Source organism: Azospirillum sp. TSH58 (assembly GCF_003119115.1).
GTDB lineage: Bacteria > Pseudomonadota > Alphaproteobacteria > Azospirillales > Azospirillaceae > Azospirillum.
This window is the reverse complement of sequence record NZ_CP022367.1, coordinates 865794-886762: the sequence shown is the minus strand read 5'-3', so window position 1 is coordinate 886762 and position 20969 is coordinate 865794. Positions and strand designations below refer to the sequence as shown.

General features: G+C 66.0%; 12 protein-coding genes. All 12 read left to right on the top strand.

Going from position 1 to position 20969, the window contains the following annotated elements:
• Nucleotides 1-698: 698 nt before the first annotated feature.
• Nucleotides 699-1280 (top strand): BREX-6 system BrxE protein, encoded by a 582-nt coding sequence (brxE, locus tag TSH58p_RS25510; protein WP_109072018.1) that lies wholly within the window; start codon nucleotides 699-701, stop codon nucleotides 1278-1280.
• The gene (locus TSH58p_RS25505; RefSeq protein ID WP_109072017.1) at nucleotides 1277-2059 is read left to right on the top strand and encodes a BrxA family protein; all 783 of its coding nucleotides are present in this window, start codon (nucleotides 1277-1279) and stop codon (nucleotides 2057-2059) included. Before brxE ends, TSH58p_RS25505 begins: the two co-directional genes overlap by 4 nt.
• Nucleotides 2056-2691, top strand: coding sequence for a BREX protein BrxB domain-containing protein (locus TSH58p_RS25500; RefSeq protein WP_109072016.1), 636 nt, complete (start codon nucleotides 2056-2058; stop codon nucleotides 2689-2691). Before TSH58p_RS25505 ends, TSH58p_RS25500 begins: the two co-directional genes overlap by 4 nt.
• A 17-nt stretch (nucleotides 2692-2708) precedes the next feature.
• Entirely contained in the window at nucleotides 2709-6335 is a 3627-nt protein-coding gene (brxC, locus tag TSH58p_RS25495) for a BREX system P-loop protein BrxC (protein ID WP_109072015.1), read from the top strand.
• A 3-nt stretch (nucleotides 6336-6338) separates the two neighbouring features.
• Nucleotides 6339-6791, top strand: coding sequence for a hypothetical protein (locus tag TSH58p_RS33365; protein WP_146205936.1), 453 nt, complete (start codon nucleotides 6339-6341; stop codon nucleotides 6789-6791).
• 18 nt (nucleotides 6792-6809) lie between these two features.
• Nucleotides 6810-10751: a BREX-6 system adenine-specific DNA-methyltransferase PglX gene (pglX, locus tag TSH58p_RS25490; protein ID WP_109072014.1), complete on the top strand. Its 3942-nt coding sequence runs from the start codon at nucleotides 6810-6812 to the stop codon at nucleotides 10749-10751.
• Nucleotides 10752-10771: 20 nt separating this feature from the next.
• Nucleotides 10772-12184 (top strand): MBL fold metallo-hydrolase, encoded by a 1413-nt coding sequence (locus tag TSH58p_RS25485; protein WP_109072013.1) that lies wholly within the window; start codon nucleotides 10772-10774, stop codon nucleotides 12182-12184.
• 189 nt (nucleotides 12185-12373) lie between these two features.
• On the top strand, nucleotides 12374-15256 hold the full coding sequence (gene pglZ / locus TSH58p_RS25480) for a BREX-6 system phosphatase PglZ (RefSeq protein ID WP_109072012.1): 2883 nt from the start codon (nucleotides 12374-12376) through the stop codon (nucleotides 15254-15256).
• Between the two features lie 3 nt (nucleotides 15257-15259).
• Nucleotides 15260-16576, top strand: a complete 1317-nt coding sequence (gene brxD / locus TSH58p_RS25475; RefSeq protein ID WP_109072011.1) for a BREX system ATP-binding protein BrxD — start codon at nucleotides 15260-15262, stop codon at nucleotides 16574-16576.
• 3 nt (nucleotides 16577-16579) lie between these two features.
• A complete protein-coding gene (locus TSH58p_RS25470; RefSeq protein WP_109072010.1) occupies nucleotides 16580-18703 on the top strand; it encodes a DEAD/DEAH box helicase in 2124 nt (707 codons plus the stop codon).
• Nucleotides 18704-18855: 152 nt separating this feature from the next.
• Nucleotides 18856-20190, top strand: a complete 1335-nt coding sequence (locus TSH58p_RS25465) for a hypothetical protein (RefSeq protein ID WP_109072009.1) — start codon at nucleotides 18856-18858, stop codon at nucleotides 20188-20190.
• Nucleotides 20187-20969 (top strand): McrB family protein, encoded by a 783-nt coding sequence (locus TSH58p_RS25460; RefSeq protein WP_109072008.1) that lies wholly within the window; start codon nucleotides 20187-20189, stop codon nucleotides 20967-20969. The genes TSH58p_RS25465 and TSH58p_RS25460 overlap by 4 nt, the downstream gene beginning before the upstream one ends.

Genomic DNA, 20969 nt, shown 5'->3' with positions numbered 1-20969 from the left:
CACGGCGACGGTGCGTGCAAAGACCAGATGACGGCCGGCGGCTCCGGCATGGTCAAACCGCGCGGGCCGGTCGTGTGGGGTGGTCGTGTGGGGTGGCGCCGGCGACCCCACCACGCCTCCGGATACAAGCATCGGACCGTCGCGGCGGACAGTGTGCGCAGCACAGCGCGCCGTTGAGCCGCGGGGGGCAGCGTATTCAGCCGGCCACGCGCACAGGCGGGCGGCGGCGTCAGTGCCAAGTCTGGTGGCGGAGGAGAAGGTGCGCGGCTCGGCCCATGCTCGATCCTCTGACGAGGCCAGAGAGCGCGTTGGGCAGCGGCTTTGGGCTGCAGCCATGGGCGCCACCTGCGGATGGTTGCAGGAGCGGCGGAACCGATTGGCTGTTTCTAATGGGAAGTCGTGAGAGTTGGTTGGGGGACTAGGACCCCCAACTACGTTCACCGGCGCGGCGCCGCACGAAGAGAAATCAACAGGTTGCGCGCTTCTCCACCACATATCGCATGGTCTTGTGCGACACACAAGTGTGACAGCCGTATCCTTTGGCATAGTTCGAGCCCGGCCGTCAGGGAAGCCTGTTCGCTCGACCTTGGAGGGCGCTGGATCGCCTCGGCGCAGGCGGCCAATCCTGCTGGTCGGGTTTGCATCATCGGCGGCTGGCGCGCTATCACGTAAGCCGTGGAGAGCGTGTGAGGCGAGCGATGAATGAAGTTGTGCTACCCAACAGCGTGCTGGATGCAGTGTTGGCATCGCAGATCACCGTTGCTTGGGCTGGGGAAGGAAGCGGTGACGTGTCCCGCCTCGGGTGGTGGAGTTGCGGGTTAACGGACCGGGACGGCGGTGGCGACTTTTTCGAGCGCTCAACGCCGGCAACGGCCCAATGGGCCCAACTCGACGCTGTTCGCCGCGCCGCGATGATCGTCGATCAGCGCATCCGTCGCACCCATATGGCCGCCCACGACCACGTCCGGACAATTTATCATTTGGGCTACGCCGTAGACGAAGCGCTGAATGAGCGGCTGCGGATCTTGAAGCAGACCGGTGAAGAGCCGCGCGCAGTGCTCACCTTTCCAGTCAATCTCGACGAAGAATTTGATCAAGGAGCATTTGATCGCTTCGTAGATTCCCTGGGCGATGTGCCGAAGCCGAAGATCACACCGGTTGGACGGGAACTGCCGGGTCGGCCGCCAGATGCGCTTGAGGTGATGATGCGGCATCTGGTTGGCGCCCTGCGCCCGTTGCCGGGTGAGTATCCCATGCCCTTCTACCGGGTCGCGGCATGACCGTGTGGGACGGCGCCTCGGCGGCGGACAAGCCCGCCACCGAGGCGGTGCGGTATCATAACCGTATTCAGAAGCTTGCGCTTGGCATCGAGGAGAGCCGTGCGTACTGGCGCCATGTGCTGCCCGGTGAGGCGCCGGCGGCGCAGAGCGAGCGCGCGTTCGAAGAGCGCTGGTTCGGGGCCAAGTCATTGGCACGGATCCGCGTGCTGATGGCCGATCTTCGGGCCCGCTATGCCGCTTTCCCGACGGCCCTGGAGGTTCTGAAGGCATGGCCTGAGATGGAACCGGAAACCCGCCGGCTCGTCTGCCATTGGCACTTGCAGCTTGCGGATCCGCTCTACCGCCGGTTCTCCGGAGGCTGGCTCGTCGACCGGCGCCTTCTCCCGGGCGCCACCATTGGCTTCCAGCCGGTGCTGCAGTGGGTTCTTGACACGAATCCCAAGGATTGGAGTCCCTCCACCTGCCGGCAAGTGGCGGGCAAGCTGCTTTCCGCAGTGTCCGAGGCCGGCTTGGTCACACCTCCACCGGATCCCCGGCGCATTCCGGTGCCGCGGATTCCTGACAAGGCCCTCGGCTACATCCTGCATCTGCTCCGTGAGTTACAGTTCGAAGGTACCCCTTTTGAGAATCCGTACCTTGGCTCGGTAGGGTTGTCTGGTGTACTGCTTGAACAGCGTCTCAGCGTAGGGCAATGGGGTAAGGTGCACCGGATGGGTGGTCTCACTCAGATCGAATGGAAGTATTCATCGTTGCGGGCCTGGGCGGAGGCCGAACTGTGAGTGGGTCGCTGTTCGAGCGCACACCGCTGGATGTCGCCCTGGAAGCGCTGGAGCGCGATCTCAAGGCAGAGGGCGGGCCGGCGATTAGCGCCATGCGCAACTATAGATTTGCCATTCTGGCTTATCGACCGGGCGATGAGCTGCGCCTGCGCTCCGGCATCAGGCGGCTGAGCGAGAGCCTCGTTTCGGACGGATGGGACGTTTTGTCCATCTCGATGCAGGCGCTGTATCTGGAACGGCTCCGGTCACTTGGCGAGGACGCGCTCGCCAGCATCGCGGCGCGGGAACGTCGGACCTGGGCGAAAAGTCCGGAGCGGGCGTTGAACTACCTCGCCGAACAGATTTCTCCGGTCGTCGAGGGCGAAGGCGGCATCGCTTCCGAGGTGATTGCCCGTATCGAGCGCTTTGCCGCCGACAAGACGCTGGATCCGGACCGCACCGTGGTGTTCATCGGCCGCGCGGGCGCCCTCTACCCGTTCTTCCGCACCTCGTCGCTGCTCAAGCACATCGACGGCAAGACCTTCGACCTGCCCGTGGTGCTGCTCTATCCCGGCGTGAAGGACAACAACGCCCTGTCCTTCATGGGACGTCTCGCCGCCGACCGTGACTACCGGCCACGCATCTATCCCTGACCGTCGGAGCCCAAGGTATGCTCATCAAGGAGCTGTTCACCAACGACGTGACCCGGGATATCCCGCCGGTCGTCTACTTCCACGAACAGGCGCCGGAAAGCTTGGCTGCCGAGGTCGGGGAGTACATCGTCACCGGCGGCTATCCGGAGACAGACCCCCGGCATCGCCGCGTGCCCGACGGCATCCACGAGCAGTTCGTCCGTCTGCTCCGGAACCTGTGCAAGGAACTGCGCAGGCCCGGAGGGCCGGAGCTGCCGGCGTCGTGGATCTCCGGATTCTACGGCTCCGGTAAGTCGAGCTTCGCCAAGCTGCTGGGATTGGCGCTCGACGGCGGCGCGCTGCCGGACGGCCGCCCCCTGGCCGACGCCTTGCTCGCCCGTGACACGTCGCCCCTGCGCGAAGAGCTAGTCGCGGCGTGGGAGGATCTGCGCAGCCGGATCGACCCCATCGCCGTGGTCTTCGACATCGGCGCCGTCGCCCGCGACGGCGAGCACATCCACGCCGCCGTGGTGCGCCAGGTGCAGGAGCGCCTGGGCTATTGTCCGCGAAGCGTGCTGGTGGCCGAGACCGAGCTGAAGCTGGAGGCCGACGGTCGCTGGGAGGCATTCCTGGAGGCGGCTGCGGCGACGCTGGGCGGGTCTTGGGACGACTTCAAGGGCAAAGCCATGGCGGAGGATCACTTCTCGGCCGCCATGCACCGCCTGGACCCGCAGACCTATACCGACCCGATGAGCTGGGCCGATTCGCACGCCGGCCGCACCGCCACCCGCGGTCTGTCGGTGGACGAGGCGACCCGCGCCATCGACGCCATGCTGCGACGGCGTGCGACTGGCAAGACGCTCTTCCTGGTCGTCGACGAGGTGAGCCAGTACGTCCACCAGGACGAGGACCGCATGCTGAAGCTGCAGTCCTTCGTCTCGGCCCTCGGCCAGCGCCTGAAGGGCAGCGTCTGGCTGCTCGCCACCGGCCAGCAGAAGCTGGATGACGATGCCGGTGCCACCCTGGCGAAGCTGAAGGACCGCTTCCCGCCCTCCCTTCGCGTCCATCTCAGCGCCGCCAACATCCGCGACGTCGTGCACCGCCGCCTGCTAGAGAAGAGGTCGGACAAGGCCGGTGAGCTGCGCAGCCAGTTCCAACGACACCGCGCCGATCTGAAGCTGCACGCCTACGGCTGCGCCGACGTGACGGAGGAGGACTTCGTCGAGGTCTATCCGCTGCTGCCCGGCCACGTCGATCTGCTGATGCGGATCACCACGGCGATGCGCGTCCACTCCACCCGCATGCAGGGCGACACCCACGCCATCCGCGGCCTGCTCCAGATGCTGGGCGAGCTGTTCCGCACGCAGAATTTGGCGGAGAGGCCGCTGGGCGCGCTGGTGACGCTCGATGCGGTCTACGACATCCAGTACACGTCGCTCGATGCCAGTCTGCAGCAGACGCTGGCACAGGTGCACAACCTCGATCTTGTCGCCTCCAATCCGCTGGCCGGGCGCATTGTCAAGGCCGTTGCCCTGCTGGAACAGATCCAGGATCAGCTGCCGACCACCGCCGAACTGGTGGCTCAGTGCCTGTACGCCGAGATCGGCCAGGGCAGCCAGGTCCGCCCCGTCCAGGACATGTTGCAGGCGCTGAAGGATGCCAACTGCCTCTCCTACACCGAGCAATACGGCTACAAGCTACAGAGTTCCGCCGGCCAGGAGTGGATGAAGGAACGCGATGATCCGCATATCCCTGACGAGGTGGTGCACGAGGTCGTGCGCGAGAAGCTGGGCGTCCTCATGGGCCGGCCGGACCGGCCGCGCTGGAAGGGGCGCCCCTTCCCCTGGGCGCTGTTCTTCACCGACCGCTTCCGTCCGGACGTGCGACTGACATCAGGGCGCGAAGACACCACGTTTGCCGTCGATTTCCGCTTCCTTACCGACCAGAGCCAGCGCCGGTCCGACGAATGGGTGCGGCAAAGCGACCAACAGCACCTGCGCGATCGCCTGGTCTGGCTTGTCGGCGGCGACCTCAGCGAGTTGCGGAATACCGTACGCGATCTGGTGCGGTCACGCCGCATGCTGGAGACCTACGAACCGCGGCGCGAGGCGCTGAACCGCGAGCGCCTGCGCCTGCTGATCGAGGAGCAGACGCGCCGCGACGGGCTGGAGGGACAGGTTGACCGGGCAGCGGCCCGCGCCTTCCTCGATGGCCGCCTGTATTTCCGCGGGCGCGAGCTGAAGCCGTCGGATTTCGGCAACGGCTTCGACAGCGCCATCGTCAAGGCCGCCGAGCGATTCCTGCCGGAGCTGTACACCTACTTCACCGAACTGTCGGTCGGTGATCGCGAATGGCCGCAGCTGCTGGAACGCGACCTCGGCGGCGCCTCCCGCAAGTTCTACGAGGAGGGGCTGGGCATCCTGGCGCTCGACGCCGGCAAGACCGTGCCGGCCTGCAGTGGCACCATTCCCATGCGCATCCTCCAGCACATCGAGGAAAACAACGGCGCCTCGGGCAGCACCATCATCCAGCATTTCGGCCGCCCGCCCTACGGCTATCCCGTGGACGTGGTCCGCGCCTGCCTGATCGGCCTGCTGCGTGCTGGTAAGATCCGCATCCGGCCGGAGGGCGGCGGCACCCATGTCACCTCCTGCAACGACCCCGGCGTGAAGGAGCTGTTCGCCGGCGACCGTAACCTGCGGCAGGCGGAATACTATCCGGGGCGCGAGGGCGACATCACCCAGCGCGACCTCAACGCCATCGGCAAGTTCTTCGACAGCGCGCTGGGCGTGGAGGTGGACCGCGACCGCGACGCCATCGCCGACGCCGCCTTCAAGCATTTCCCCAACAAGCGCGCCGAGCTGCGCGAGGTGGAGGCACGGTACGAACGCCTGCCCGGCCGTCCCGAGCTGCCCCCGGCGCTGACCGCCCTGACCAGGGCGCTGGAGGATTCCGTCGTCGACCGCCACGTCGAGGCCATCGTCAAGGCGGTGAAGGCCAATCTGGACCGTCTGCGCGACGGGCTGGAGCTGCTGGGCATCGTCCGCTCCGAACTGACCGACGAGGCGGTGGAGGCGGTGCGCGCCCTTGCCGAAGTGCGTGACGTGCAACTCGCCCAACTCCGTACCGCGCCGGATGGCATGGACGACGGGACCGAGGCCGCCGGCAAGGCCCTGGAAGCGCAGCTGGCCCAGGATCGCCCCTGGCGCGAGCGGGCGGGTGCCGAGGCCGCCGCCGGCACCGTGCGCGACCGCTACCGCAAAGTCCGCCGTGCCATCCTCGCCCGCCAGGAGACGGAGGCGGAGGCGGCACGCGAGCGCATCAAGGCGCGCGACGGCTTCGCCAAGCTGTCGCCCGATGCGTCGCATCGCGTGCTGCGCCCGATCGCCGAGGCGCTGTTCGCCACCAGCGAGGACGCCGTTCAGCCGGCCCTTTTCGACATGGCCGCCCAGTTCCCCGACCGCCTGCGGCGCAAAGCGGAGGACGCCGACGCCCGCCTGGACGAGGAGCTGGAGAAGATCCTCGCCAAGCCGGTCAAGCCCGTGCGCCTGAAGGTGCAGGGCCGCGAGCTGGAAACCCGCGACCAGCTCAAGACCTTCCTGCGGGAAATCGAAGACGAACTCGGCCCCCTGGTGGATCAGGGTGTACGGGTTCGGGTGATGTGAGGAATGATGAAGGTTCTTTGGCTTTCAAAAGATAATAGCGCGAATGAGGGCGATTGTTCCGATCAGCGGTCTTTCGGATATTTTGTGTTCTCTAGCAATGGAGCATGTATGGCGGGCCCATATTGGAGCAAAAATCAAGCTCTTGGCGTCCTTGAATTCTTTCGTTTTCGCGAAATTCTTGAAAAATTTCGCGAAGATGCTGCGCTTTGGAAAATTGTCGAAGAGAGGCGTGAGCAGCATTTGACGACAATTGATCACGATCTTGAAGAAAGGGCTATTTCTGCCGGGCAAGTCGATGTCTATGGCTGCGACGCGGAGTTCGATGATGCGCCGATGGAGCTCATTGGTGTATTCGATTTCAGGAACGGAAGTCAGGATGTTATAATTTACTTGGATGCTAACGCAAAGAGTATGCATTTCCCGAATGAAAACGTTCCCCTAATCCCGATTCCTTAACCTAAATACAGATATACAATGCCCCTGACCCCCGACGCGAAGTCCAAGCTCTCCGCGACAATTCGTGGCCTGCGCGCCTATCTGTTGCAGGCGCTGGAGGACAACGCCGCTGCCGTCTACCGGCTTGCCGTGCCCGCCGACAAGGCGGGGCTGGGCGAGGCGGAGGCGGTGCGGCGGGGGCGGCTGGAGGCGTGGCTGGACGAACGCGCGCGCGCCAGCGGGGCGAAGACCCGCGCAGAGCTGGATAAGGCGCGTCCGCGCTTCCTCGGCGACGCGGTGAAGGAGGCGGCGGCGACGCTGCTCAACCGGCTGGTGCTGCTGCGCCTGATGGAGGCGATGGGGCTGCGCAAGGCGCGCATCGTTACCGGCGGGTGGAACAGCCGTGGCTACCGCGAGTTCCGCGAATATGCCGGCCCGCTGCTGGAGGACGGCAGCGAGGGCTACGCCACGCTGCTCGACCTTGTGTTCGACGACCTCGCGGTCGATCTGCCGGGCCTCTATGGCCGCGTCGGGCTGACCGATCTGATCCCCGTTCCGGTGGCCGCCCTGCGCCGGGTGGTGGAGGAACTCGACAAGCCGGAGCTGGACAGCGCCTGGACCGACGACACTACGCTGGGTTGGATCTACCAGTACTGGAACGACCCGGAGCGCGAGCGGCTCGACGCCAAGATCAAGGACGGCGGCAAGATCGAGCTGCACGAGATCGCTTCCAAGACCCAGATGTTCACCGAGCGCTACATGGTCGAGTGGCTGCTCCAGAACTCGCTGGGCGTCACCTGGCTGGCGATGTGCCGGAAGCAGGGATGGACGCCCGACGCCGAGCGCATCTTTCCGGCGCTGGAGGCGCGCCGGGCCGAGTGGCGGGAGAAGCGCGCACGGGGCGAGGTGCCGCTCGACGCCCTCATGCCCATCGATGGCGAACTGGAGGAGCACTGGAAATACTACGTCGCCCAGGAGATCCCGGAGGATGCGGTGACGGCCGCGCCGGAGTCCCTGCGCGCGCTGAAGCTGCTCGACCCCGCCTGCGGCTCCGGCCATTTCCTGGTCATCGCCTGCGACCTGCTGTTCGCGCTCTACCGGGAGGAGGCGCGCCACCGTGGCGAGGCGTGGACCGACGCCGACATCGTCGGCTGGATTGTCGGAAACAACCTGCACGGCATCGACATCGACCCGCGTGCCGTGCAGATCGCCGCCGCCGCACTGTATCTGAAGGCGCGAACCCTGTGCCGCGACGCCCGCCCGCGCACCCTCAACCTCGTCGCCCCCGCCTTCAACCTCGCCGGCCTGCCCGACGACGACCCGGCGCTGCGCCGCCTGATCGACGAGCTTCACGTCGACACCGGCCTGCCGGAACACCTGACCCTGGGCCTCGTCCGTGCCCTGGCCGGCGCCGACCATCTGGGCACGCTGCTGAAGGTGGAGGACGCGGTGAAGGAGGCGTTGCTCGCCCACCAGCTCGCCACCGGCGACCGCGAACCGACGCTGGACGCTTGGGCCGACGGGCAGGTCAAGGACCTGGCCGCCTTCCCGCCGGAAGACGTGATCCTAAAGCGGCTGGAGAGCTTCCTCGCCAAGCACACCGCCGCCGCTGACCTCGGCCTGCGCCTGGACGGCGAACAGCTCGCCGCCGGCGTGCGATTTGTACGCATGGTCAAACCGCGGATGTACCATGTTGTGGTGGCGAATCCGCCTTATCAAGGGACGGGGAAACTACAGTCTGCAAATTATCTGAAGCGGAATTATCGGTTTGGTGCTTCTGACTTGTTTGCTGCATTCATGTTGCGCTCTCTTGAGTTAGCAAATTCATCTGCCTCGGTGGCGATGGTTCTACTTCAAAATTGGATGTTCAGCAGCTCCTATAGAAAGCTACGCATCGATCTCTTGCGTCACCATCGTATTGGCGTAGTTGCTGACATCTACAAGGGTGCGTTTTCCAGCGTGAAACTTGTCCCCATCGCGCTTAACGTTCTAAGAAAGGGAAGAAGTGAAAAATGGTCTGGGCGGTTTGTTCGTCAGCTTCCGCGAAAAACTGTGGTTCGCGATGATGAACAGCCCGTTCGTAATGCCGCATCACTAGTTTATCCTGAGTTGGTCCGAGCGATAAAACAGTCCGCTTTTTCTGCAATACCTGGCATTCCCATGGTGTATGGGTGGACCGACAAATTTATACAGAATTACAAGGCGCTTCGGAAGATTTCGTCTGTGGCTCCGGCCAAAAAGGGGATTGATACGGGAAACAATGCTCGATTCAGCCGGTTCCCATGGGAGGTGGCTTCAACGAATTGGAGTATTGGCGAGCGGTGTGAAACTCCAAATAGGGCCTTCTGGGTTCCGTTCATCCAAGGTGGAAAAGGGCGGTGCTGGTATGAGCCGCTTATCAATGTTGTAGCTTGGGAGTGTCGGGGGCTTGCCATTCGCGTAGCCGCCGAAACTACGACTGGAGCTACAATTCGGTCGTTGGAGTATAGCTTTCGGCGCGGAATAGCATTCACGTCAATTGGGGTTGATTTTCTTGCTAGAATTCATCGATTTGGCGGCATTATTGGCAACATGGGGGCCTCAGTCTACGGAAACGACTTGCCAAATTTGGTTTGCACTCTGAATACTCAGAGTGCACGTAGTGTTCTTGAAGCACTTAACCCTGGGCACCATTTCGAAGCGGGCGACGTAAACCGCCTACCCATCTTCCCCGTCGAATCCGCCGACGAGATCTACGCGCGCCTGGACGAAGCCTTCACCGCGCATGAAGCCGCCCGCGAGAACTCCGTGGAGTTCAAGCGGCCCGGCCGCTCGGCCTGGAACTGGGCGCAGGACTGGGCGCAGCGGGCGGTGGACCGCGCGGCCGGGGAGCCGCTGCCGCCGTGGCAGCCGGACTACGAGGAGGTCAAGCCGGTCGATCATGTCTCCTTCGCCGTCGGCGTGGCGCTCGGCCGCTTCGGCGCGAACGGAGAGGGGATCCTCGACGCCGCCCCGGCCGACGCGCTGCCGCACGGCATCCTGTTCCTGGCGCCGCCGCCGGCCGCGGACTCGCTGACCGATCCTGCCACGGCCGGGCTGCGCGCCGCGTGGAAGGAGCATGGCGGTGCGGTGAAGCCGGCGGCGGAACTGCGCGACTGGCTGCGCGCCGACTTCTTCAAGCACCACAAGGCGCTGTACGAGAACCGGCCGATCTGGCTGCCCTTGTCATCGGCGAAGAAGAGTTTCGTCGCCTGGGTGTCGATCCACCGCTGGGCCGACGACACGCTGGACGTGCTGCGCGCCGACCATCTGATCCCAGCGCGCACCGCGCTCCAGGGCGAGCTGGCCGACATCCAGGCCGCCCGCGCCCGTGCCGAGGGCAAGGCGCGCGCCGCCGCCGAAAAGCGCTATGACGAGCTGCGCAAGTGGCTGGACGAGCTGGACGCCTTCATCGCCGCGGTGGAGCAGCTGGCCGAGCACGGCGCCCCGCCGGTCGACGGCTGCCGCACCCGCGCCGCCGACGCCCGCTTCCGCATGGATCTGGACGACGGCGTGATGGTGAACGCCGCCGCCCTGTGGCCCCTGCTCGCCCCGCAATGGAAGGACCCCGCCGGCTGGTGGAAGGAGCTGTCGGAGGCCAAGGGCAAAAAGAACTACGACTGGTCCCACCTCGCCGCCCGCTACTGGCCCGCCCGCGTCGACGAGGCCTGCCGCAAGGATCCGTCTCTTGCGGTTGCACATGGACACTTCTGGAAGTACCATCCCGCGCGCGCCTACGCCTGGGAACTCCGCCTGCAAGACGAACTCCGCCCCGACTTCACCATCGAGGAAGCGCAAGCCGACGCGGCGCGGGAACGGTTCCTCACCGAGGAGCCGGGTTTGGCGGCAGAGATCCGGGAGAAGGAACGGAAGCGCCGGGAGAGGAAGGGGCGGAAGGACGCAGTAGACGATGATGCCGTTCCCGTATTTTCGGACGGTTACGGCGGGCCAAAAGCTACATAAACGTAACTGGTAGAGAAATTATGCCTCACGACTTCGATTCTTTGTTTGCACTTCCCGTCAAGGGCGATGCATTCCTTTACCGCGCTAAGGGCAAAGTTTTATTGGTTGACGGCGGTGAGGAGCCGGACCGGCTTGCCGCATCCTTAAACATTTTGACTCCTGAGGTAACCCACATCGACGTCGTCGTGTGCACCCATGCCGACGAGGACCACGCGAAGGGGCTGTGCAATCTCCTGAGGAAGAACGAGCCGCGCAACGTAACTGAGTGGGGAGGCACAGTAGGAGAGTTCTGGCTGCCCGGACGCTGGACGGACGTCGTACCGGAAGTTTTGAAGGATCCTAAAGGCTTCGTTGACCTGCTCGTCGCTGAATTGGACCGCATTGCTGCCCATGGTGGAGGACATCCGGACTGGTCAGACGACGGGTCGCCCGCGGATGAGGCGGACGACCGTCTGGACGATCCTGTCAGCGCGTGGTTCGCCCACGTCTCAGGAGCCCGTGAGGGCCATAAAGACGGCGGCGCGGCCGATAATCGCGCCGAAGGGCTGCCGGAGGAGGAAGATAACCGTCAGCGTGAAGCCACATCGGATGGGTCTGATCGTGAGTTATCCTGGGATCCTCCTATTCACCCAAAGTGGTGGAACAAACTCCGCGATGAGGTTGGGGATATCCTGTCCCGCGATAAGGTTGCGGGGAGGGCTTTCAAATCGGCGCGAGAGCGCGTGGTCAGTCGAGTCAAGAAGGGGAAGATTTCGGCTTCGCTTGGGCGGTTATGGGTCGGTTTCATCGACACGCTGGAGATCATTCGGAACATCGCCAAGCAGGCGCTGGAGTTCGATGTCCCAGTTCGCTGGTTCGATTTCGACGAATACGAGAAAAGCAGGAAGCCACGTGGCGGCATTCATGGCCTGCTGCAGCCAATCAACGCCGTTGAACTGGATTGCCCACCGGCCCCTGTAGGGCTCCGGTCATACATGTTGCACCTGTCGAAAAAAAACCGCCAAAGCTTGGTGTTCTATGCACCGGGCAACGCGCTCACCTGCGGAGTGTTGTTCTGCGCCGACTCGCCGCTTGCGGTCGGGCGAGGGCATCGGAACTCCTTCTTTGCGACGCTGGGATGGAAGCCATTGGAGAGAATCATTGCGACCGCTCCACACCATGGCTCCCATTCGAACGACGGCGCGTACTCGAGGGTCAACGCGTGGGCGACCGTTGCACTTTGGGTTCGCAGCGGCGGGAAGAGCAGACACCCTGAGCCCGACGCTGTATTCCGTTCCCTTTCCTCCAACATCCGGGCCTGTACCAACTGTCCTCATCAGCCACACCCGCTGAGGGGAGAGTGCATACTTCTGAACTTCCCTCAAATGCGCATGGCTATTCATCCCGGCAGCTTGGTTTTCCACTACCGGTCTGGAGACACATGCTCCTGCTGAAATCACCGTGCTGGCCGCTGGGCAAATCGCCCGACGGTTGCGCGATCAGGCTTTCCGAACGCTTTCCCCGAACCGGCGGACTTGGAGAACTTGCTTGATCTGCCAGCATGTGGTTCGGAAAGCTGTGGTATTGAGGAACGATGAGCCCCGGCAATTTCGGCGGCCCCAAAGGAATGAAACGTGGTTCCGATGAGCCAGTCCGTCCGTCGCATCTCCGCCGCTCTCGAACACGACGTGCTCAGCTTCACCCGCCGGCATGGGGTGACGCTGTGGCTGGACAGGGACGCGCATTACACCGCGTTCGTGGACGGCCTCGCCGAGCGGTACCGGGCCGGCGAGGTGGCGGTGCCGGTGGTCGCGTTCCGTGGCAGCTTCCTGGATCTGATCTTCGCCTTTGAACGCCATGTGGGGGGCAGCGCCAACGAGGCGCTGCTCGTCCACCTGCCGGGCCAGACGGAAGAGACCATCCTCGACACGCCCCTGCTCGAACTGTGGGAGCTGGGCACGCGCTACCGCAAGGCGCTCGACACGCTGGTGCGTGATGCCGCCGCCGGGCGGGTGCCGCCGTCCGACCTGGAGGAGTTCCTGGCGGCGCCAGGGCTGTCGCTGGCCGGGGCCGACGCCTGGCTGACGGCGCGCACCACGGCGGCGCGCGAGGGACTGGCCGCCTTTCTCGACCAGATCTCGGCGGACGTGGTCGCGGCGGAACTGCTGGTGGCCGACACCATGCTGCGTGCCAAGGTCCGCTCGGCCGAGGATGTGGACGACGTCGCCGCCTTTCTGGAGCGCCACACCGGCATGGACGCGGCGTGGCGCTCCTTCATCGGCGGCGGCACCAGTGGAGACGGCGCACCCGCGCCCGACCGGCTCGATCCGCTGGCCGAGGCGCTGGCGGCGTGGCTGCTGTGCGTGGAGTATGTCCATGATCTGCGCCGCACGCCGCACCTGCCGCAGCTCCAGCCGTTGAAGGCGCTGTCCAAGCCGCTGGTGGAACGCTGCTGCGCCCTGGTCGACAGGCTGCGCCGCGAACAGCCGGAACGCTATGCGGCGCTGGCCGACGAGGTGGAACCGCGGCTGGCCGACGAGGTGACCCGCATCCGGGCGGAGGATTTGGGCCACATCGACACCTTCCGGGTCGAGGAAATGCGTGTGCTGGAGGCCGCCATCGCCGATCTGATCGCCGGGCGGTGGGCCGAGGCGGCGGGCAAGGTGGCGGCGCGCGAGGGCGCCAACGCCTTCTGGCTCACCCGCGATCAGGCGCGCCGCTGGGCGTGGCAACTCGTCGGGCAGGCGGCATCCTTCGGCCGGCGCATCGCCGACGCGCCGCGTCCGCTCGCCAAGGTCGCCGGGCATGAGGAGGCGCTGGAGCTCTATGCCGAAGCCGCCGCTCCCGTCGACCGGGAACACCGCCGCTTCGAACAGGCGCGCTCGCTCTACCTGGAACCCCGCCTGCCCCACTTCGCCGAGTTGAAGGAGGTGGTGGAGGATCTGCGCCGCCGCTATCGCCGCTGGGCCGACGACATCGCGCGCGACTTCAGCGCCCTGTGCCGCGCCCACGGCTTCCTGCCGCCGGCCGATTTGCAGCAGCGCACGCTCTACGAACAGGTCGTCCACCCGCTGACGACCATCGACGGCGACCGGGTGGCGGTGATCGTGGTGGACGCCCTGCGCTACGAGATGGCCGCCGACCTTGCCGAGGAGCTGAGGGGACCGGGGATCACGGTGGACCTGCGCGCCCGCCTCGCCGAGCTGCCGACGCTGACGGCGGTGGGCATGAATGTCCTGGCTCCGGTCGCGGGCGGCGGGCGGCTGACGCCGGTGTTCGCTGGCGGCGAGGTGGCCGGGTTCCGGTCCGGCGAATACACCGTCCGCGGCCCCGCCGACCGCGCCCGCGCCATGGGCGAGCGCAGCGTCGGCCGAGCCGCCCTGCTGCTGCCGCTGGCGGAGGTGTGGGACGCGCCGCCCGATCGGCTGAAGCGCCAGGTGGCGAACGCCCGCCTGATCGTCGTCGCCAGCCGCGAGATCGACGATGCCGGCGAGGCCAACCTGGGCCCGGCAAGCTTCGAAACGACTCTGAGGCAGATCCGCGCCGCCTGCGTGCATCTGCAGGCGGCCGGCGTGCGTTCGGTCGTGGTGACCGCCGACCACGGCTTCCTGCTGCTCGACTCCACGGTCGAGACGCACCCCTTCGGCAGCAGGACCGAACCGAACCGGCGGCATGTCTACGCCGCCGAGCCGCGGGCCGACGGCGGGCTGGTGCCGGTGGCGCTGTCGTCGCTGGGCTATGAGGTGGCGGACGGCTACGTCCTGTTCCGCGAGGACACGGCGCTGTTCCGCACGGGGGCCACCGGTGTGCTGTTCGCCCATGGAGGCAACAGCCCCCAGGAACGGATCATCCCCGTGCTGACCCTCAAGCGTCGGCGCGAGGCCGCCGCGTCGCGCACCGCCTACGAGATCGAGGCCGTCGTGCTGCCCGCGGTGCTCGGTCATGCGCGGGTGCGGCTGCGCCTTCAGCCGGCGGTCGGGCAGGAGCAGGGGCTGGCCTTCGTGTCGCCGTCCCGCATCGGCCTGATGCTGCGCGCGGTCGGGCGCGACGATGTCCGGGTGCTGGTCAAGGAAGCGCAGGGCGCCGCGCTGGACGGCGGGCGCGTCGTGCTGGCGCCGGGCACTTCCGCCGCCGAGGTGTTCTTCGCGCTGGAAGGGCCGCGCGACGAGCGCGTGCAGATGGAGGTCTTCCATCCCGACGGCAGCCAGACGGTCGAAGTCCGGATCCTTGAGGGTTGGTTCGACGTGGCCGGGACCGGACGTCCCGGATTGTCGGAGCCACCGGCGGCTCCCACGGGCGACGACTGGGCCTTGGCCATTGCCGACGAGGGGGCGCGGCAGGTATTCCTGCACATCGCCCGCCACGGCGCCATCACCGAGGAGGAAGCCGTGCGCCTTCTGGGCAGCCCGCGCGCCGCGCGCCGGTTTGCCGCCGCATTCGACGACATGAAGCGGCAGCTTCCCTTCCTGGTGCGGGTCGAGACGACGGAACGGGGCAAGCGCTATGTCAAGGAACGGGAGATCTAGGCCATGACGCTGACGCGCCGCGATGCCGAACATGTGTTCCAGCGCCTGCGCGACGGGCTGGTGCCGGAGCGCGGGCTGGACGCCTTCGCCGTCGGCATCGAGCGGCCTCGCGCCGAGATCGGCCGCCTGCTGGGTATGGCTGGCGACGGCGAGGGGGTGTTCAAGTTTCTGCGTGGCGGCTACGGCTGCGGCAAGACCTTCATGGCGCGTCTCGCCGTCCTCGACGCCCAGGCGAAGGGCTTCGCCACCAGCTTCGTCGTGGTGTCGGACAACGACCTGCACTTCCACAAGTTCGACGACGTCTACCGTAAGGTGCTTCAGGAGCTGTCGACCAGCTCCTGCCCGCGCGGCGCCCTTCCCGACATCATCGACCGCTGGATCGCCAAGGTCGAGGATGCGGTGATCGAAGGCGGTGCCGACGAGACTGCGCCCGACTTCGACGCTCGTGTCGAGGAGCGGCTGGGCGAGGAACTGGCGTCGCTGACCGGGGGCAAGGCGCCGGAGGATCTGGTCCGCGTGCTGCGCGCCGTCTTCCAGCAGAAGCAGCAGGGCAACCTGGCCGAGGCGGGGGCGCTGCTGTCCTGGCTGGCGGGCAGCGGCAATGTCGGGGCGGCGGTCAAGAAGCTGGCGGGCATCAAGGGCGACATCAAGAGCCGTGACGCCATGGACTACCTGCACGGCATCCTGGAGGTGGTGAAGGCCGCCGGCTACAAGGGCCTCGTCATCGTCATCGACGAGGTGGAGACGATCCTGCGCATGCGGCAGGACGTGCGCGGCAAGTCGCTGAACGGCATCCGCCAGATCATCGACGCGGCCTCCGCCTTCCCCGGCCTGTTCTGGGTGTTCACCGGAACACCGGAGTTCTTCGACACCCGGCGCGGTGTCGCCGGGTTGCAGCCGCTGCACGACCGCATCGCCTTCCTCACCCATGGCGGCGTTGCCAGCCTGCGGCAGGCCCAGCTGGAACTGCGGCCCTTCGACAAGGCACGCCTGCGCGACGTTGCATTGCGCCTGCGCGAGCTTTATCCGGCACAGGACCGCGCCGATGTCGAGCGCAAGGCCACGCCGCAGGTCGTCGAGCGTCTCGTTGACGAGGTGAGCGACGGCTTCCGGGGCGACGTGGGCGTGGTGCCGCGGCAATTCCTGCGGCGGCTGGTCACCATGCTTGATCTGATCGACGAGGGGCTCGATGCCGAAGTGGCCGGGGTCGATCAGTCCTCCCTGAACGAGAACGAGCAGCTCCTCATCGAGAACCGCTATCCCTTCGATCCCGAGCCGGGCGACGAGCAGGGCTACGCGCCGGCAGCGCTGGAGTTCTGACGGGTGGCGCCCTCGGCCTTCTCCCGCTTTCCGGTTCGGCTTCAGGAGGCCATCGTTTCCCGGCTCGGCTGGTCCAGTCTCCGGCCTGTCCAGGAGATGGCGGCGCACGCGATCCTCGACGGCGAGAATGCCGTCGTGCTGGCGCCGACCGCCGGCGGCAAGACCGAGGCGTCCGTCTTCCCGGTGGTCGCCCGGCTGATGGAACAGCCGCCGCGCGCCGTCGGGGCTCTCTACATCGCGCCCATCAAGGCATTGCTGAACAACCAGGAGGAGCGCCTCGGTACCTATACCGAGATGGTCGGCATGCGCCGCTTCGTCTGGCACGGCGATGCGCGGACTGCAGCGAAGGCGGCATTCCTGAAGGAGCCGGCCGAACTGCTCATGACCACGCCGGAGTCGCTGGAAGTCATGCTGCTTTCGCAGCGTATCCCAGCAGAGGAGCTGTTCGCCGATCTGCGCGCGGTCATCATCGACGAAGTGCACGCCTTCGCAGGCACGGATCGCGGCGCCCACCTGATGAGCGTGCTGGAGCGCATCACCGCGATGACCGGCGGTGACGTGCAGCGCATCGGGCTCAGCGCCACGGTTGGCAACCCTGAGGAGATCCTGGCTTGGCTGGCGGGCGCCTCCCACCGTCCAGGCCGGGTCGTCGACCCGCCCCGTCAGCCGCGCCGCCGCGAAATCCTCGTGAGTCTGAAGCCGACGGTGCATGAACTGGCGCGTGCCGCGGCAGCCCGCGCCGCCGGCCGCAAGAGCCTGTTCTTCTGCCAAAGCCGCGCACTGTCCGAAACGGTGGCGGAGCGGCTGCGCGGCCAGGGGACGGAGGTGTTCGTCCACCACAGCTCGGTTGCCTTTGCCGAGCGCCAAGCGGCGGAGGAACGCTTTCATCACGGCAGCAACGCGTGCATCGTCTGCACCTCGACTTTGGAGCTTGGCATCGACGTCGGCGATCTCGACCTCGTGTTCCAGGCCAACGCGCCGAGCACCGTGTCCTCCTTCCTGCAGCGGATGGGACGAACCGGGCGTCGGGATGGGCAGGCGGCGAACACCACTTTCTTGTGCGAAACGCCGGAAGCTGTTCTGCAGGCGGCGGCGATCGTCGAACTGGCCCGCGAGGGCTGGGTGGAGCCCGTCGAACGCCAGGATCGCTGCTGGCCGGTCCTGGTGCATCAGCTCTTCGCCCTGACCTTACAGTTCGGTGCCATCAGCGCGGAGCGGTGCTGGCAGTTCCTCTGCCGGATACCGGACTTCACGGGCATCGCCCGCAAGGAGTTCGACGCCCTTATCGGCGTGATGGTGGCCGACGGACATCTCTTTCAGGCGGGAGGGCTTCTCTCGTTCGGGGAGCGGGCAGAGCGCGAGTTCGGCCGCCGCAATTTCTCCGAACTCTATGCCGTGTTCTCCAGCCCCGTGCTCTACCGTGTCCGCACCGCTTCCGGTCGCGACCTCGGTTCGCTGGAGCAGGGCTTCGTCGATCGTTTGGCCGAGGGAATGACGTCCTTTCTGCTAGCTGGACGCGCATGGGTCGTGGAAGCGATACGCCACGCGGACAAGACGATCATCGTCCGAGAGGCGCCAAAGGGGCGCAAGCCGACGTGGGGCGGCTTCATCCCGCAGTATCTCGGTCATGCCCTGTGTCGGCGAATGCGGATGATCCTCACCAACGGAGAGGTTCTGCCCTACGCCGACACCGCTGCCTCGACCGCCATAGAAGGCTACCGCGCTGAGCTCGGTGACTCTCTGCGGCGCGTCGAAATTCCGATAATCGGCGATGAAGCGGGCAGCACCCTCTGGACCTTTGCTGGAGGGCGGGTCAATGCCACGCTCCGACTCGCCCTGCAGACATGTTGGGGGCTGCGCGTCAGCGCCGACAATCTGGCCATCCGCTTTGCGCATTCAGAAGCGAGCGCCGAGGCCGTCCTCTCAGCATTCAGAGCGATGGCCGATGATGAATGGTGGCGACATTCCGACAATCTGGAACGCATGCTTGCGGGCCTACCCAACTACCGCCTGAGCAAGTTTCAGGATGTTCTGCCGCCGCGCTGCGCCGCGGAGATCGTAGAGCGCTATGTGCTTGACATCGACACCACGATTGCCGTGCTCCGCGCTGCCAATCAAGGGCAGTAGGTGATCGCTTCTTCTTTGTGCCGCAAGTTCTGGAGTTGGTTGGCGCCAGCCCTACCCATATGATCGGAAATGAGGTGCAAGCGGACAATTCACTCTCATACCGCTGCATCGCTTAAAGGAACCTGCAATCCTACGCTACCCGGGGCATTACTATGATGGACCTCGACATTGACGTGTCCTATCTTGCGCGCCGTTACGTGTGGGAGAGCGGTGCGGTGGACGATCTCAAGACAATATACGAGGCCGGCTTCGCGGCGAACTTCAGTAAGGAATGGCACGCGAACTACTACCGTGCCGTGGAGGATGTGCATACTCTGTCGGAAGCGGAATGGAAGCACCCCCGTTTCCAGATGCGCCTGTGGGACATGGACGAGGTGGCCAACATCGGCCTGGGCCGCTCGGTGAACGTGTCCAGCGCCGCCTCCGACCCCACGGTGGTCGATGCATTGTGGGAGGTGAAGAATCTCGAGTTGCCGGTCGTCGCAGAGCAGCGGGCGAGACAGCTCGACCTTGCCTTCGAGCAGATCATGCGGCTGGTCCACCCGAAGCACAATGTCCGGCGCCCGTCGGCGCGGCTGGTGCGCATCTTCGCGGTCATGTTCCCCCGTGATGTCCTGTGCCTGCTGGACGACCGGCGGATCCAGGCGCTGCGCCGCTATCTGAAGATGCCGGTCCAGCGGGGCCTGGGCCTGATCGGCAACCACGTCGTGATCCGGGATGAACTCCGCCGCGAAATCGGCGAGAGCACCGATCTGAAGATCGACATCCGGCACAGCATGTTCGCCTGGTATCTGTGGGAACGGGTGATCGAACCCATGGGCGAGGTGGAGCTGCCCGAGGCGCCGCTCGCCGCGACGCCCCAGCCGCCGGAGCGCACGGCCACCGACCGGCCTCACGTCGTCCTGCTGCCGCCCGCCCAGCCGCGCAAGGGCATGTTCTTCGTTGCCGACAATCTGTCGTTGCTGCTGTCGATCCTGCGCGCTGCCGAGGGCGGCATCGGCCGTGACGAGATGATCGCTGCCATCATGGCGGAAGCGCCGCAGCTCAAGGCCAACTCGGCCGGGCAGGTGCTGTCTCAGGCCGTGACCCTGGGCCTGCTGACTGTGGACAGCGGCACCTACCGCCCGACGGAGGCCGGCACGGCTCTGCTGGAGGGTGAGAACCCGGCCAACATCCTGGCCAAGGTCTTCCTGCGCAACATCTACGGCTTTGCCATCCTGCTGGACGAGCTGCGCCGCGCCGAAGGACCGGTGACCAAGTCGGCGATGATCGATGTGGTGCGCGCCTGCCGGCCGAGCTGGACCAGCGAGCGCGCGCCCAACATGCTGATCAAGTGGGCCAGCACGCTCGGCCTCATCCGCGACTCCGAAGCAGGCGGCATTGAGCTGACCGAAGACGGCGACTATTGGGCGAGCGGCCTTCCCGACGATCCGGCGGCGTTGGAGGCGATGCGCGGGCCTGCTGCGACATCCTGGGGCTGCCGGTGAAGCGGCACTATCAGGAGACCGCCGTGCTGCCGGACTGGACCGACCCGACGGGGCTGCTGGGTTTCGTCAACCCGCTCGCCAACCCGCCGGCCTACCAGGAAACCGAGACGCTGCGCTTCCTGATGGCCGCCGACAGCCAGCGCGACCAGCCCTTCTTCCTGTGCCTGGACGAGATGAACCTCGCCCGCGTCGAGCATTATTTCGCCCCCTTCCTGTCGGCGATGGAGGGGCGGTCCACCCGCCTGTCCATCCACGCCGCCGGCGACGTAGTGGAGAATGTGCCGACCACCGTTCCCTGGCCGCGCAACCTGGTGATCGTCGGCACAGTGAACATGGACGAGACGACGCACCCCTTCTCCGACAAGGTGCTCGACCGCGCCTTTACCTTCGAGTTCTGGGACGTCGATTTGCCCGGCTGGCGCAAACGGGCGCTCGCCAAGGGTGCCGCCCCGGAACTGGTCGGCCGCGTCGGCGATGCGCTGGAGGCGCTTTACGCCGCACTCTACCCGGCGCGCCGGCACTTCGGCTACCGCGCCTGCGACGAGGTGCTGGCCTTCTGCCAAGCCTTCGCCGGCCCCGACCCGGCGGTGGCGCTGGACGCGGCCGTACTGGCGAAGGTGCTGCCGAAAATCCGCGGCGACGGCGGCGGCGCCCTACCGAAGGCGCTGGAGGAGGCTCGCGCCGTTTGCTCCGCCCACGCACTGAAGACCTCCGCCGACCGGCTTGCCCGCATGGCCGAGCAGCTGCGGGCGCAGGGCGTCGTCCGCTTTTGGAGCTGA

Bases quoted from the DNA above. Each gene is read 5' to 3' on its own strand.
- brxD (WP_109072011.1), top strand. From the start codon at position 15,260: ATGACGCTGACGCGCCGCGATGCCGAACATGTGTTCCAGCGCCTGCGC.
- TSH58p_RS25505 (WP_109072017.1), top strand. From the start codon at position 1,277: ATGACCGTGTGGGACGGCGCCTCGGCGGCGGACAAGCCCGCCACCGAG.
- TSH58p_RS33365 (WP_146205936.1), top strand. From the start codon at position 6,339: ATGATGAAGGTTCTTTGGCTTTCAAAAGATAATAGCGCGAATGAGGGC.
- brxE (WP_109072018.1), top strand. From the start codon at position 699: ATGAATGAAGTTGTGCTACCCAACAGCGTGCTGGATGCAGTGTTGGCA.
- TSH58p_RS25485 (WP_109072013.1), top strand. From the start codon at position 10,772: ATGCCTCACGACTTCGATTCTTTGTTTGCACTTCCCGTCAAGGGCGAT.
- pglZ (WP_109072012.1), top strand. From the start codon at position 12,374: ATGAGCCAGTCCGTCCGTCGCATCTCCGCCGCTCTCGAACACGACGTG.
- brxC (WP_109072015.1), top strand. From the start codon at position 2,709: ATGCTCATCAAGGAGCTGTTCACCAACGACGTGACCCGGGATATCCCG.
- pglX (WP_109072014.1), top strand. From the start codon at position 6,810: ATGCCCCTGACCCCCGACGCGAAGTCCAAGCTCTCCGCGACAATTCGT.
- TSH58p_RS25465 (WP_109072009.1), top strand. From the start codon at position 18,856: ATGATGGACCTCGACATTGACGTGTCCTATCTTGCGCGCCGTTACGTG.